Annotated in this window: 14 protein-coding genes and 1 riboswitch; of the genes, 13 read left to right on the forward strand and 1 reads right to left on the reverse strand. The window is 53.9% G+C overall.

Translation table 11 applies throughout. The annotated features are described in order from the left end of the window. Positions 1-71 precede the first annotated feature (71 nt). The 13 genes from ABIE48_RS11780 to ABIE48_RS11840 all read left to right on the forward strand — a co-directional run bounded on the left by ABIE48_RS11780 (position 72) and on the right by ABIE48_RS11840 (position 13818). Positions 72-1976, forward strand: coding sequence for a cache domain-containing sensor histidine kinase (locus tag ABIE48_RS11780; protein ID WP_354518921.1), 1905 nt, complete (start codon positions 72-74; stop codon positions 1974-1976). Further along, positions 1954-3513 (forward strand): response regulator transcription factor, encoded by a 1560-nt coding sequence (locus ABIE48_RS11785; RefSeq protein ID WP_192714483.1) that lies wholly within the window; start codon positions 1954-1956, stop codon positions 3511-3513. Before ABIE48_RS11780 ends, ABIE48_RS11785 begins: the two co-directional genes overlap by 23 nt. Before the next feature lie 154 nt (positions 3514-3667). Further along, on the forward strand, positions 3668-4615 hold the full coding sequence (locus ABIE48_RS11790; RefSeq protein WP_192714482.1) for a serine hydrolase domain-containing protein: 948 nt from the start codon (positions 3668-3670) through the stop codon (positions 4613-4615). A gap of 146 nt (positions 4616-4761) precedes the next feature. Further along, entirely contained in the window at positions 4762-4884 is a 123-nt protein-coding gene (locus ABIE48_RS11795; protein WP_354518923.1) for a hypothetical protein, read from the forward strand. Between the two features lie 350 nt (positions 4885-5234). Continuing rightward, a complete protein-coding gene (locus ABIE48_RS11800; RefSeq protein ID WP_192714480.1) occupies positions 5235-5957 on the forward strand; it encodes a class I SAM-dependent methyltransferase in 723 nt (240 codons plus the stop codon). 104 nt (positions 5958-6061) lie between these two features. Next, positions 6062-6388, forward strand: a complete 327-nt coding sequence (locus tag ABIE48_RS11805) for a YrdB family protein (RefSeq protein ID WP_145020736.1) — start codon at positions 6062-6064, stop codon at positions 6386-6388. Between the two features lie 134 nt (positions 6389-6522). Next, a riboswitch (TPP riboswitch) is annotated at positions 6523-6627 on the forward strand. Positions 6628-6766: 139 nt separating this feature from the next. Then, the gene (gene tenA, locus ABIE48_RS11810; protein ID WP_192714479.1) at positions 6767-7465 is read left to right on the forward strand and encodes a thiaminase II; all 699 of its coding nucleotides are present in this window, start codon (positions 6767-6769) and stop codon (positions 7463-7465) included. Further along, entirely contained in the window at positions 7462-8310 is an 849-nt protein-coding gene (gene thiM / locus ABIE48_RS11815) for a hydroxyethylthiazole kinase (RefSeq protein ID WP_483312653.1), read from the forward strand. The genes tenA and thiM overlap by 4 nt, the downstream gene beginning before the upstream one ends. Further along, positions 8307-9122 (forward strand): bifunctional hydroxymethylpyrimidine kinase/phosphomethylpyrimidine kinase, encoded by an 816-nt coding sequence (gene thiD / locus ABIE48_RS11820; RefSeq protein WP_145020728.1) that lies wholly within the window; start codon positions 8307-8309, stop codon positions 9120-9122. Before thiM ends, thiD begins: the two co-directional genes overlap by 4 nt. A gap of 191 nt (positions 9123-9313) precedes the next feature. Then, the gene (locus ABIE48_RS11825; protein WP_192714478.1) at positions 9314-10816 is read left to right on the forward strand and encodes a carboxylesterase/lipase family protein; all 1503 of its coding nucleotides are present in this window, start codon (positions 9314-9316) and stop codon (positions 10814-10816) included. 235 nt (positions 10817-11051) lie between these two features. Next, positions 11052-12335, forward strand: a complete 1284-nt coding sequence (locus ABIE48_RS11830) for an alpha-L-fucosidase (RefSeq protein ID WP_145020722.1) — start codon at positions 11052-11054, stop codon at positions 12333-12335. A gap of 24 nt (positions 12336-12359) precedes the next feature. Further along, positions 12360-13232: a sugar phosphate isomerase/epimerase family protein gene (locus ABIE48_RS11835; RefSeq protein WP_192714477.1), complete on the forward strand. Its 873-nt coding sequence runs from the start codon at positions 12360-12362 to the stop codon at positions 13230-13232. Positions 13233-13335: 103 nt separating this feature from the next. Then, positions 13336-13818 carry an NUDIX hydrolase gene (locus tag ABIE48_RS11840; RefSeq protein WP_192714476.1) on the forward strand — a complete coding sequence of 161 codons (483 nt, stop codon included), beginning with the start codon at positions 13336-13338 and terminating at the stop codon, positions 13816-13818. Here ABIE48_RS11840 and ABIE48_RS11845 read toward each other — a convergent pair. Next, positions 13815-14186, reverse strand: a complete 372-nt coding sequence (locus ABIE48_RS11845; RefSeq protein ID WP_192714475.1) for a hypothetical protein — start codon at positions 14184-14186, stop codon at positions 13815-13817. The two genes, ABIE48_RS11840 and ABIE48_RS11845, sit on opposite strands and share 4 nt — an antisense overlap. Between the last annotated feature and the right edge of the window lie 62 nt (positions 14187-14248).

The raw sequence follows: 14248 nt of genomic DNA on the forward strand, positions 1-14248 counted from the left end.
GGAATCCGCGATTTTTTGCTCGCGGATTTTCAGGCTTATTACCATAAATGGGCTGGGTGGTGCTTGCGGCTATGATCAAACTTGCCCGGAATCGAATGGCCAGGCTGTCGACCGCCATCGGCCGGATGCCGATTCAATTGAAGCTGATCCTATCGTTTATCTGTATTATTTTGATCCCGATCACCCTGGTTTCCTGGTATTTATTCAACGGGGTATACCTGAATACGATCAAAGATTTGACCAAGAAAAACCAATATATTCTGGAGATCGAGAAAACGAACGTGGCCAACAACATGCAGGTGATGGAACGGACGGCCCAGCTGGCCATCTCCAACAGCGAGATCAATGAGTATCTGCAGAGCCGGGAGGAGCTGGATACGGCCGATTTGATCGATTTTAAGATGAAGACGTTCTCCAGCTTTCAGTACTATCTGTTTAACAATCCGAACATCGCCAACATCCGGCTGTATTCGGAAAACCCGAACGTGAGAGAGTTTTGGCCGGTTATTTTCAAAGAATCCCGAATCAAGAACAAGCCTTGGTACCAGACGGTTCTTCGGCGCAACGGACTGGTCTGGTGGGAGATCAGCGCGACGAATAAGGACGTGATCAAGAACAGCACGGTGGCCAGCGACCAGGTCGGCGATTTTGTCACGCTGCTGCGCGAGATCAAATATCCGAACGATAAGCATAACGGGATCCTGGAGGTGACGATGGAGCTGAACAACTTTTTTATGAAAACATTCAGCAGCGTACAGGATACGAGCTCGCAAATGATCGTGGTGAACCGGGAGGGCAAGGCGTTTACCAACCCGTCACTGAGCCTGATGCAAACGCTGCCCGTCGAAACGATCATGGCCGAGTTCGCCAAGCACGGCAAGAAGACCGACCACGAGTTTACCTTTACCTATAACGGGACGCCATATTTGTGCATTCCGAGTAATATGGAGCCGCTGGACAGCTATCTGTTCAACGTCGTTTCGCTAAAAAGCGCTTTGTCGGACGTCAGCAAACGGCGGAATACGATTATCATTGCCACGATTATTCTGATCGCTCTGCTGTCGGCCACGTCCTATATCCTGCATTCCTTGATTTTGAAAAAGCTGAACATTTTGCGCGATTCGATGAAAAAAGTACGCAAAGGCGACTTTAATTTCGAAATTGACATCACGAGCATGGATGAGATCGGAGAATTAGCGCATCATTTCCGTCAGATGCTCAAACGGATGAATGAGCTGATCGTCGAGGCGGTGAACCGCCAGGCGGCAACCAAGGAAGCGGAGCTGAAGTCGCTCAAAAACCAGATTGACTCCCATTTTCTGTACAATACTCTCGAAAACTTAAAGATGCTTGCCGAAATTGAGGGCCAATACACGATATCTGATGCGCTTACCTCACTCGGACGTATGATGCGCTACAACCTGCAGTGGACCAGCAACCATGTGCGTCTGAGGGATGAACTGGAGCATATCCAAAACTACATCGCCATCATGAACATACGCTACGACAACAATCTGGTGCTGAACATCAACGTTCCTCCGGTCCATATGGAACAGGAAGTGCTGAAGATGTCGCTCCAGCCCATCGTCGAAAACGCCGTTAAGCATGGGATGGGTTCCCGTTCCGAGGGCGAAAAGCTGGAAATCGCTATACATGCTTATGTATCTGGGGACAGCATCATTATCGAGGTTTGTGACAATGGCGACGGGATTCCCGAATCCAAACTGAAGAAGATCAACCTGATGATCCGGCTGGAAGACGCGGATTATCAGCAAATGCGGAAGGAGCTGAACGACGGGGAAAGCAGCGGCATCGGATTGCGAAATGTCGATCAGCGTATCGTCATGTTTTACGGGAAGTCGCACGGAATCCGGGTGGAGAGCGCCGAAGGAAGTTTTACGCGAGTCACGATGACGCTGCCTTATCTAATTCTAGCGGGAGGTGTGCCTGCCCATGTGCAATCTGCTAATCGTTGATGATGAGAAAAATATCCGGGATGGCCTGAAAGCGATGATTCGCCGCGAGTTCGGCGACGACTACGCACTGTACTTTGCCGCGAATGGGGAGCAGGCGCTTCAAGTCATGGACGAGACGGAAATGGACTTGGTCATTACCGACATCCGTATGCCGGTGATGGACGGAATTGAGCTTATTAACCGTATACAGGATCAGGAGGCGCGGCCGGATCTGGTTATTCTAAGCGGTCATGACGACTTCCAGTATGCCAAAGCGGCGATCCGCTGCAATGTGAAGGAATACTTGCTGAAGCCGATCGTTCGTGACGAGCTGTTCCGGACGCTGCGGCGCCTTGACGAAGAGCGCATCCGCAAGGGGGAAATTGCCGATCAGCTGCGCGGAACGAAGGCGTTGAAGGAAAATTATGCGGTGAGCCGGCTGCAGTATTTGTTTTTACAGGAAGGCATGGACGAGCACGCCATTCGGGATGTGGTCCTTCAGGCGGGACTGGATTGGCTGGATACGGGCGGATACGCCGCGCTGGTCCTCGTTCCGGAACGCTACCGGGAAGCCGGCTGGGACGAATTCACCACTTATGTTGACCAGATGATCGGCTGGCTGCCGAGTGAACGTTATATCCGTTTTTACGACAAAGACGGCAAACTCGTGATGTTTACTGACACCGCTGCTCCGTTCAACCGGCTGGGAGAGGAAATCATCCGCCAGTCGTCCAGCGCCATCCGGGCCGGCATCAGCGAACGGATGGCGGGAGCAGGGGAGGTGAAGAAAGCTTACCAGCAGGCCGGCCGGGCGTTGAAGTACTTTTTGTTCCAAAACATGCCGGGACTCATTCGGAGCACTGAACTGTCCGGCAAACGGACGGATTACCGCATCCCGCTGGAAGACATCCGGAAGACGGCCAATCTGCTCGGATTGGATCGGGATGCCGAGCTGAGCCGGCTGCTGCAGCATATTTTCGATATCCGAACGATTCTTCAATATGATATCGGGTATCTGGAAGGGATCAGCCATGCTTTTAACGAGCATGTATTCGATCAGGTGTTTCAAACCTATGGCGAGGAATCCGTCGACATTTTAAAACTTCACAAGCAGGTGGGGAATCTGTACAACTTCAACCATTTTCATGATTATTTCCATAGTTTGGAGAGCCTGCTCTTCCTGCTGAGCGATTATGTGAAACGGATGCGGTCGATGCATTTTGACCAGAGCGAGATTCAGCGGGCCATCGTCTATATCGAGGAGCATTTTCATGAAAACTTGAATATGGCTGTCGTGTCCAATCATGTCTCATTGAATTATTCGTATTTCAGCCAAGCTTTCAAGGAGTATACGGGGGAGACGTTCGTGAGCTACTTGCGGAAGCTGCGGATCCGTAAGGCCAAGGAACTGCTCGGCAGCACGGACCTGAAAGTGTACGAAATCAGCGAGCGGGCCGGGTTTGAGAACGTGAAGCATTTTACCAAGGTCTTTAAGGAAATGGAGGGCGTTGCGCCGCTCGAATACCGCTCGCAGCAGGAGGCGCTAAGGCGGAGGTGAACAAAGGGCCGGTTAGACGGCTCCTGGCTTTCTTTTATGTGTTGGTTTGAAAACCGGAAAACGAGGCGAATAAAAAAGGTAACGGGCAGCAGGGAAATTAGACGATGTCGGCGAACATATATTCCTATCATGATTATCTTTAGGAGGAGTGTATGTGAATCTGGACAGCGTTCCTAACCAAGCAGCATATGAGCCATTGGATGAAGTCGTCCGAAAGGCACGCACCGATTACGGTGCGTCAGCTTCATCCGTTCTGGTCATACATAACGACAGGATCGTCTATGAGCAATATCATGGATTTCATCATCATAAAGGAGGAGCGGTTCCCGTTACGAAGTCCTCCATGTTCAACATTTACTCCACCCGAAAAACGTATATCTCCTGTGCAATGGCTATGGCGGCGCTGGACAACGGAGTACCGATCTCCACCCCTGTTGCAGAAGTGTTGAGCGATTACCCCGGTGAAGATTTGGGGCAGCTGACATTATGCGATTTGGCGACTGCTTCCGGCCCTAAATTTTTTCATGATATGCAATGGGAAAGGGAAGGGATTCAAGGGCAGGTAGTGAGAGCCTTGTCAGGGAAGTCTATTGCGGCGTTTCTGGAAGAGCGCGTTTTAAAGCCGCTCAGCTGCAAGGAAACCATATGGGCTACCGCGCCAACAGCCAGTCTTGTCTGCGACTATGCAACGAATCCAGCCTATGCAACGAATCCAGCCTATGCTACGGTTCGTCTGGAATCCCATGAAGGGCATGAAAGAAACATGTATACGAGCACTAGGGATTTGGCCAAGTGGGGGTACCTGCATTTGAAACGGGGAAGCGCGGGAGGTCGTCAGCTGATTTCTGCGGCATTCTATCGTCTCAGCGACGAGTTGAAAGCGATGAATCCGAATCGCCGTATACTGGGGTGGTATCATCGCTCGGATTGGTTCTACGCTACCGGAGCGGCAGGATGCCATGTGGTTGTCTACCCGGAGCATCAGGCCGTGGGTGTCAGAATGCTCAACAAGTATACGAGCCGTTATGAAGACGACCAGAATCTTTTCAATAACGCCCTCCTGCAATGTCTGAAGCAGGCCGGTTCTACAGTCGTCCTGTAGCTAAAGGCCATTGCCCTTCAGGGCGTGAAACCAGCTGAAAGCAAATAAATCAAGCGTAAAAGGCTGCCGAGAGGCAGCCTTTTACCGTTACTGGACGAGCAATGAGGATTCGTGATGCTAAGCATTCAAACCAGGATTTAGGGATCATGATGTCGACCTCGGAGGCCACGGCGAGCCAATCCACGCTTCATCCCGTAAATGAGGAGATCAACCGCCGCACCGATGATGACTGCCATGACGATGGAGAGAAGATACGCTGGGAACCGTAAGGGGATAAAGTAACTGTTCGTTACGAAAGCGTGTTTATCGGACAGCCAGCCCGAATACACTGGGTCATGCAGCAAGGTTTCAAGCAAGGGATTTAGCCGGATCAGTATGATGTTGGCAAAGCCCTGTCCGGAGGCGTCCAGTATGCAGGTCAGGATCATACATAACGTGAGCCAAAAAGAAACGCTTTTTAACAAAGACATTCCCCGCCTTCAAACTTGTTCTTGTCATTTATAACGCATCCTGCCGCAACTAAGTTCTGCACAGCTTACATAAAGCTGGTTTATTTATATCCAACCTTTCTGTTGGTTGGTATAATATGGTGGAGAATAGAGTCTACGGAGGTGGTTGCATGAAAGAGAGGGTGCTCGAGGCTTATACCAAGCTCGCCAAGGACTATGAACTGCATACCGATTCGGACAGCGGCGCCAACGCATACTACGAGCGTCCGGCCATGCTGGAGCTGCTGCCAACGGATATGTCCGGACTTCATGTCCTTGATGCAGGCTGCGCCGCAGGATGGTATACCGAGCAGTTCGTTTCCCGGGGGGCATCGGTATCGGCGATCGATTTCAGCCCCGATATGGTGGAGGCGGCCAAACGGAGAGTTGGCAGTCAAGCGGAGATTCAAGTTCATGATCTAAATGAACCGCTGCCATACGGAGCCGAAAAGTTCGACTTGATTCTCAGTTCGCTAACGCTGCATTACATCGAAGACTGGGATCCTTTGTTCCGTGAGTTTCAGCGGGTATTGAAGCCTGGAGGAACGTTATTGTTTTCGGTGCATCATCCGTTTATGGACTTTACCGTTTTTAAGAGACCGGATTATTTTGTACGGGAGCTGCTTGTAGACCGGTGGACGAAGAAAGAGGCAGGCAGCGTTGAAGTGACGTTCTTCCGTAGACCCCTGCAGGAAATCGTCAATATGACGTCAAGCTGGTTTGTACTGGACCGGCTTGTCGAACCAAGGCCGGTTCCCGAGTTTCTGGAGCGGCTGCCGGAGTCGGCCGACTTCTACCAGCGGATTCTGCATCACCCGCATTTTTTAATTGTGAAAGCACACAAGCCGGAGTGAGAGGGGAAGAGTCGCCGAGGTAAGCAAATAAACAATCGGCATAATTTTTCTGAGAATGGCTTCATTCCAAAGGCCCTGACCGGCCCAAAACGGAGGGTTTGGCAATGATTGTGATCGACCTTATTTTTTTTCTAATGGAGCTGTGTGCACTGGCAGCCTTTTGCCTGTGGGGATTTAAACTGGATACCGCCTTGTGGATCCGTATCGTGGCAGGAATAGGTTCGCCGGTCGTAGTTGCTGTTTTTTGGGGAATGTATGTCGCACCGAAAGCGACCTTCCCGGTGACGCTTCCCGTCCGGGCTGTACTGCAGCTGATCGTATTCGGTCTGGCCGCGGCTGCGCTGTACGGATCGGGTTATCGAACGGCCGCTGTCATTTATGCTGCTGTCGTCATCGTCGAGATGATCCTTTCTTACGCGTTGAAAAGATAAACACTTGAAGGTGGAAGGAGATCCGCATAAGCGATCGACAAGCTTTTTCCCGGTATCCCGCCAGCAGCTTTTTTTGTTTGACAACACCGGCAAACGGAGCTACATTTAATCATGAACTTGTAAAATATCATACGAAAATCCACTAGGGGAGCTGCGGAGGCAGCTGAGACAAGTGATCGCTTGGACCCTTTGAACCTGATCCGGTTAATACCGGCGGAGGGAAGTGGAGCAGGCCATTACATACGCAACTTTCTTGATGAGATACATTCAGGATGACACTGCAAATAGCGGCCGCTCCATTTCGGGGCGGCTTTTTTGTGTTGGCTTCCCCGCGCTCGAACATGCGATTTTCGTCAAAATTAATGGAGGTGCATTATCATGGCCCGGTTTACCGAAGAATTGAGACATGCGGCAGATCCCATTTATCAAGCGATCTTAAAGCATCCGTTTGTACGGGGGATTGCGGAAGGTACCTTGTCCAAGGAGCAGCTGATTCACTATGTGAAGCAGGATTTTGAATACCTGAATGCCTACATCAGGATCTATGGCATTGCCATATCCCGATGCGATTGCCGGCAGACGACCGCGCTTTTTAACGAACAGATTTCGTTTATTTTGAACAGCGAAACGCATCCCCACCAAAACTTTTGTGATGTCGCCGGTGTTGCATATGAGGAACTGCAAGGCTATCCGCTGGCTCCATCGGCTAATCATTACATCCGGCATATGCTGAACGTCGCCCATGAGGGGGGACTTGAGGATATTGTAGCTGCGCTGTTACCTTGCCCGTGGACCTATACGGAAATCGGCCAACGTCTGCTGGAGGAAGTCCAACCGGAGAAATCCCATCCGTTTTATGAATGGATGCACTTTTACGGAGACCGTGAAAGCGGCGTAACGGTACAGCTGCGGCGGCTGCTCGACGAATGGGTGGAAGGCCTGGCTCCCGCAAGAAAAAAACGGCTGATGGAGCATTTTCTGACCAGCTGTCAGCTGGAGTACATGTTCTGGGATATGGCGTTTACGCTTGAGGATTGGCCGGTTTCCCTGGCTGCAGCGGAAGGGGTGGAACGATGACCGCCGATATGTTCCCGTCCGGACTTATCCAGCTTCCTTTACGGATAAAAGAGCAGCGTCCGCTCATTCACAACATGACGAATGTGGTCGTGACCAACTTTACGGCCAACGGCCTGCTTGCCCTTGGCGCCTCTCCGGTTATGGCCTATGCCAAAGAGGAGGTGGCCGATATGGCTCGGGTCGCCCAAGCCGTCGTCCTGAATCTCGGAACGCTGAACAGCGAATTGGTGGAAGCGGCGATCATCGCCGGCCGATCGGCAAATGATCATGGCGTTCCGGTGTTCCTGGACCCCGTCGGCGCGGGAGCGACCGCATTTCGCACGGAGGCTGCGCTGCGAATTTTGCGCGAGGTGCGCGTGTCGCTGGTTCGGGGCAACGCAGCGGAGGTTGCCTATCTCATTGGTGAATCCGGCGCGATTAAAGGCGTCGACGCAGGTGAAGCCGGGGAGTCCGCTCCCGCAGACTTGGCGGCACGGGCGGCGCACCGTCTGGGGACTCTCGTCGCCATTACCGGGCAAGAAGATGTGATCACCGACGGAACGAGAGGATACTTGATCCGGGGCGGACATCCGATGCTGACCCAAGTCACCGGGACCGGCTGCTTGCTGACATCGGTGATCGCCGCTTTTGGAGCGGTCGAATCCGATCTGCTGTCCGCTGGCGCGGCCGCCTTGGCGTACTACGGTGAAGCGGCCGTTCGGGCTTTTGAGTGGGCCGGCATTGAGGGGCCGGGAAGCTTCCAAATCGCTTTCCTCGACGCGTTGTCTGTAATGGACCGGCATCCTTTGGAGGAAGGAACCATTACGGCTCTTCTGGAGTCGGCAGGAAGGGGATTTGTACAATGAGCATCCCGAAAGCTTTGACGGTAGCCGGTTCTGACAGCGGCGGCGGGGCAGGCATCCAGGCGGATATCAAAACGTTCCAGGAGCTTGGCGTATTCGGTATGTCCGCGATTACAGCCATTACAGTTCAAAACACACTCGGGGTACAAGGCGTATATCCGCTTCCCGCGGCTGCGGCAGCCGAACAAATGGATGCCGTGGGCACCGACCTCGGCGTGGATGCGGTAAAAACCGGTATGCTGTTCAGCGCGGATATTATAGAGGCTGTCGCAGGACGCATTGCCGCATTTGGTTGGAGGAACGTGGTCGTCGACCCGGTTATGGTCGCCAAAGGCGGCGCACGGCTGCTGCAGCAGGACGCGGTAGATGCGCTGAAGAACCAGCTGCTGCCGCTGGCAGCTGTCGTCACGCCCAACATTCCGGAGGCGGAAGTGCTCGCGGGGATGGCGATCCGGTCGATGGAGGAACGCTGCGAGGCGGCCTACCGCATCGCGGCTTACGGTCCGGAGATGGTTGTGATCAAGGGCGGACATGACGAATCGTCTGATAAGGCGGTTGATCTAACTTTCGACGGAAAATCCTTCTCGACCCTGGAAGGAAGTCGGATTGACACCCGTCATACGCATGGAACGGGATGCACCTTCTCGGCTGCGATCGCCGCTGAGCTGGCTAAAGGGAACCCGGTCAACGAGGCCGTACGGACGGCCCGTGAATTCATTCAGGCGGCCATCGAGAACGCGCTCGGTATTGGCGGCGGGAGCGGTCCGACGAATCATTGGGCCTACCGCAGCCAAAAGGAAGGGGCGGCAAGATAGAGGCAGCCGATACCGGCCTGCTTCACAAGCGATTAGCACCTGTCTATATAGACAGGTTTTTTTCTTGGCGCTGGCTTCCTTAAGTGGTCGTCGATAGATGGTTTTTTGCACCGAGCTTCGGTTAGGCTTTGTCCAATTTTTAGTGTTACAATGGTAGAACGATTCCAACGCTAGAAAGGATGTTAACGAAATTGGACCAACTCCTCATCCGTACTCATAATGGCCTGATTCAAGGATATGTTCAGAACGGCGTCCGGACCTGGAAGGCGATTCCTTATGCCGAGCCCCCCGTCGGCGGGCGGCGTTTTCGGAAACCGCTTCCTGCACGCCCGTGGGCAGGCGTTAGATCCGGGGACATGACGGTACCGCTTGCCCCGCAGCGCGTCAACCCTACGGGTGGCGCTTTTAGACTGAAACGGGATCAGATCCCGCAGTCCGAGGACTGCCTGTACGTCAATGTGTGGGCCCCTGATGAGCCGGCATCGCAGCCGCTTCCGGTCATGGTGTGGATTCATGGCGGCGCCTTCGTGACGGGCGGCGGCGGACTGCCCATTTATGACGGCTCCGAGCTGGCGCGCCGGGGAGGCGCGATTGTCGTCAGCCTCAGCTACCGGCTGGGTCCTCTCGGTTTTACGCATTTTTCCCCATTTTCCGGAGAGTCCGAAGACGGTTATGTAAGCAACGCCGGTCTGTTGGACCAAATCGAAGCGCTGCGCTGGGTGAAGCACAACATCGCCGGTTTCGGCGGAGATCCTCAGCAGGTGACCGTATTTGGTGAGTCGGCGGGAAGTATGAGCATTGCGGCGCTGCTCGCAATGCCTGCAGCCCGAGGCTTGTTCACCCGGGCGATTATGCAGAGCGGGGCTTCCCAGGCGATCTCAGACTCACATGGCAGGTTGCTTACGAAGGGACTGCTGGATATCCTTGGCATTTCGGAGGATCAGCTGGAGCGGCTGCAAGAAGTGCCTGCCGAGGAGATCTTAAGAGCGGCAGACGAGTTAAAACAGGCGGCGGGAGCAAGTGCCGTCATGCTGTTCCAGCCGGTCGTCGATGGGGAGCTGCTGCCTGTGACGCCTTTGGAAGCGGTGGCCGCCGGTTCCGCGGCCGGCATCGAGATCATCATTGGTACGAACCGGGATGAAGGGGCGCTTTTTATACCGGAAGGCATGCCGATGCTGACTAAGGAACAAAACGCCCGGGCGTATACAGCGGTGACCGGATCGAAGGAAGCGGCGAGCTGGATCGAAGCATATCCGGCCACCGTGGAGGGACAGCGTCAGGCGATGACCGAGCTGTTCTTCTGGAGATCGGCCCTTCAGTTCGCAGAAGCCCAGCTGCCGCATGCGGCGGTATGGATGTACCGTTACGATTATGCGATGGTGCCGGGCGATCCGCTGCTGGGAACGGCCTTTCATTCCGCCGAAATTCCATTTGTGTTTAACAATCTCGACTTGCTTGCAGGCGCAGGTATGCCGGTGAACGAAGAGATGAGGAGTGTGGCGGAACGCATGCAGGAGGCCTGGACGTCTTTTGCCAAGCGCGGACAGCCCTCAACGCCTTCTCTGCCGTGGCCTGCGTACGATGAGGAGGAACGCTGGACGATGGTGTTCGGTGTAGACAGCACGGTTACCCGTGATCCGGACGCGGACAAACGGCGGATGCTGACCGGCGGGTCCGACAGGAGAACAACTTAATCTCCCTATGCCAATAGGTCACGCCTGGGAATCCAGGTGTGACCTATTTTTCATTAACCATGACGGTATTCATTGATGACTAGATTTCGTGCGAAAAAAGTGAATTTGAATAAAAGGGTATCCCGGATGCCGGAACGAAGAATAAGGGAGTGCCGTCCGGCAGTGCAGTAAGCAACGCTGTCGAATTTTGCTGCGGCACAAGTCAAGAAAACAGCTATTGGAGGGCGAATAGGGCATGAATCCGCGTTTTGAAAGAACGGCAACATTAATGGACGACCGCTTTGGCCTGTTTATTCATTGGGGATTGTATGCGATTCCGGCCAGAGGCGAATGGGTACGGAGCCAGGAGCGCATCACGAATGAACAGTACCAAGCCTATTTTGAGGAGTTTAATCCGACTCTGTATGATCCGCGTGCATGGGCCAAGGCGGCCAAAGCGGCCGGACAGCGCTACGCCGTGCTGACGACCAAGCATCACGACGGCTTCTGCTTGTTTGACAGCGAGCTGACAGATTATAAAGCAACGAATACGCCGGCTGGAAGAGACCTGATCCGCGAGTATGTCGATGCGTTTCGCGAAGAAGGGCTGCAGGTCGGTTTCTATTATTCCTTGATCGATTGGTACCATTCGGATTATCCAGCCTTCGGCGACCGCCAGCATCCGATGCGTGCGGAAGAATCGTACAAAAACCGGGAAGAGCAATTCGACCGGTATTTGGAGTACATGCACGGACAGGTCCGGGAACTGCTGACCAACTACGGAAAAATCGATATAATGTGGTTCGATTTCTCATATGATGATATGACGGGCGAAAAGTGGCGCGCCACCGAGCTGATCCGGATGATCCGGTCCCTTCAGCCGGACATCGTCATCGACAACCGCTTGGGCGGCAATATTATGGCGGCGGAGCCGGAGGAATACGCGGGCGACTTCTTCTCGCCTGAACAGATTATTCCGCCGGGCGGCATTGTGAATGACCTGGGCGAGCCGATTCCGTGGGAGGCATGTATCACCCTAAACGACCATTGGGGCTACCATGCGACGGACAAAAACTATAAGTCTCCGAGACAGGTCATCCGTGCGCTGGTGGAATGCGTCAGCAAAAACGGCAATTTGCTCCTGAACGTCGGACCGGACGCCAAAGGAGAAATTCCGAAGGAGTCCCTGGCCATTTTGTCCGTTGTCGGTGAATGGCTGCGCCGGAACGGGGACAGCATTTACGGCTGCGGGATTGCGTCACTTCCCAAGCCGGAGTGGGGGCGGTATACGCAGAAAGGCAATAAGCTGTACGCGCATATTTTTGACCGCGGCATCGGCCCGATCTACTTCCAGGGACTGAAGGGGAAGATCAAGAAGGCCCGCCTGCTGTCGGACGGCAGCGAGCTGCACGTGGAAACGCCTTGGATGGCCGATCAATATTCGGATACGGACAGCGGCGCGTTTATTCACCTGGCCGGCGGCGATCTGCCGGATGAACTGGATACGGTCATCGAACTGGAACTGACAGAAGAAATTTAACAACAGACCGGAGGGATTACGCGAATGAAGCCTGGAGTAAGTACATACAGCCTTTTGCAAGCGATTAAAGCGGGAGAGATGACCGTACTGGACGTCATCGACTGGATTGCGGAGCAGGGCGGGGAACATATGGAGATCGTACCGTACGGATTTACGCTGGAGGATCAGCCGGAGCTGGCCGATGCGGTTCGTGAGCGGGCCGCTGCCAAAGGAATCGAGCTGTCCAATTATTCGATGCCGGCCAACTTCGTGCAGGATACGCCGGAAGCCTTTGAAGAGGAAATTGAACGCATCAAGCGGCATGTGGACACCGTTCACCGATTGGGTATGAAGCATATGCGTCATGACGTGACAGCATTTACGCTGCCGCCGGAGAAGCGGGGCATCGATTATCTCGAAGCCAACCTGGACCAGATCGTCGAAGGCTGCCGGCGGATCGCCGATTATGCGGCGGGGTTCGGCATCACTACCACCGTCGAGAATCACGGCATGAGCGTTCAGGCCAGTGACCGCGTTCAGCGCGTGCTGCAGGCCGTGGACCGTCCCAATTTCAAAACGACGCTCGATATCGGTAACTTCCTCTGTGTCGATGAGCAGCCGCTTGTCGGCGTCAAACGGAATCTCCCCTATGCATCACTTGTGCATGTGAAGGATTTCTATATCCGTCCGGCGGACCAGAACCCTGGAGGCGGCGCCTGGTTTCTTACCTCGCACGGCAATCATTTGCGGGGAGCTATCTTCGGGCAGGGTGATATCGACGTACGGCGGGTGCTCCGTTTGATCAAGGAATCCGGCTACGACGGATACATTACGCTGGAGTTCGAGGGCATGGAGGAGTGCCGCGAGGGCACGAAGCTTGGCCTTGAAAACCTGAAGCGGATCTGGGACGAAGTCTAAAGCACTTCAGCTGCTGCGCAAAAAGGTAGGGAAGCGGCTGCCGGGCCTGCCCGGCAGCCTTGTTTTTTGCAGAAACGTAATCATTTATTTGGAGGTTGATAGCATGATGATGCCTACGCATATCGGAGCCGTCGGCGGCTTTGTTGAGAACGGCTGCGGGGATATCCTCTTGGTCAAGACACGGCACGGCGGATGGGTTTTTCCCGGCGGCCAGGTGGAGAATGGTGAGAACCTCATGGATGCCCTGACTAGAGAAATCAAGGAAGAGAGCGGCATCGACACCGAAGTGTCGCATCTGATCGGGATTTATTCCAATACGGGCAGCTACCTGTGGCATGATGGACAAACCCCGGTTCCGACCAAGCTGATGCTGGACTTTGTATGTACACCGACGGGAGGGGAGCTGTGCACATCCGAAGAGACTTCAGACAGCCGCTGGGTGCCGAAAAGTCAGGTGCTCGACCTCGTAACCGCGCCGGCCATCCGGCTCCGCTATCAGGCTTACCTGGACTTTACCGGTAAAATCCATTATATGGAGTACATCACGAGACCGGAATTTGAGGTTAAGCTGCAAAGAACGCTTTAATCCGAATGTAACGCCCCGGGCTCGGGGCGGGCCCATTTGACCCATACCCGATAGATGGTTGTTTTATCGACGTGCTGCTCGTCGGCAAACACCTCACGCCTGCCGTAACCCGCGGTCTTCGCTTTCATCAGCTCCCATACCAGGGCGCCGGCGATCTTCGGATCGGCCGTCCGGTACCCGTTATACTCCCAGCCGAGTTTGTTATAGGGTTCGTCCAATGCCCATACTTGGGCTTCATACATCGAATCAAACGTCATTTCTTCATCGTGCCAGAACAAACCGGACAAGTCGTGCTGCTTCAATCCATTGTCCGTACCCTGTGTTACAAGCTCGAAAAACGGCTCAGGCTTGTTTCCATCATGCTTCATGTTCTGTCATCCCCCCAATTATAGTTCAATGAAACGCCGTACTAGCGGTGCATAAGTTTCAT

Origin of the sequence: Paenibacillus sp. OAE614 (assembly GCF_040546645.1) — a bacterium.
GTDB lineage: Bacteria > Bacillota > Bacilli > Paenibacillales > Paenibacillaceae > Paenibacillus_AQ > Paenibacillus_AQ favisporus.

Excerpts from the sequence above, each read along its gene's own strand:
- thiD (WP_145020728.1), top strand. The coding sequence starts at position 8,307 with ATGAGCATCCCGAAAGCTTTGACGGTAGCCGGTTCTGACAGCGGCGGC.
- ABIE48_RS11785 (WP_192714483.1), top strand. The coding sequence starts at position 1,954 with ATGTGCAATCTGCTAATCGTTGATGATGAGAAAAATATCCGGGATGGC.
- ABIE48_RS11800 (WP_192714480.1), top strand. The coding sequence starts at position 5,235 with ATGAAAGAGAGGGTGCTCGAGGCTTATACCAAGCTCGCCAAGGACTAT.
- ABIE48_RS11805 (WP_145020736.1), top strand. The coding sequence starts at position 6,062 with ATGATTGTGATCGACCTTATTTTTTTTCTAATGGAGCTGTGTGCACTG.
- ABIE48_RS11830 (WP_145020722.1), top strand. The coding sequence starts at position 11,052 with ATGAATCCGCGTTTTGAAAGAACGGCAACATTAATGGACGACCGCTTT.
- thiM (WP_483312653.1), top strand. The coding sequence starts at position 7,462 with ATGACCGCCGATATGTTCCCGTCCGGACTTATCCAGCTTCCTTTACGG.
- ABIE48_RS11845 (WP_192714475.1), bottom strand. The coding sequence starts at position 14,186 with ATGAAGCATGATGGAAACAAGCCTGAGCCGTTTTTCGAGCTTGTAACA.
- ABIE48_RS11840 (WP_192714476.1), top strand. The coding sequence starts at position 13,336 with ATGATGATGCCTACGCATATCGGAGCCGTCGGCGGCTTTGTTGAGAAC.
- tenA (WP_192714479.1), top strand. The coding sequence starts at position 6,767 with ATGGCCCGGTTTACCGAAGAATTGAGACATGCGGCAGATCCCATTTAT.
- ABIE48_RS11835 (WP_192714477.1), top strand. The coding sequence starts at position 12,360 with ATGAAGCCTGGAGTAAGTACATACAGCCTTTTGCAAGCGATTAAAGCG.
- ABIE48_RS11795 (WP_354518923.1), top strand. The coding sequence starts at position 4,762 with ATGATGTCGACCTCGGAGGCCACGGCGAGCCAATCCACGCTTCATCCC.
- ABIE48_RS11780 (WP_354518921.1), top strand. The coding sequence starts at position 72 with ATGATCAAACTTGCCCGGAATCGAATGGCCAGGCTGTCGACCGCCATC.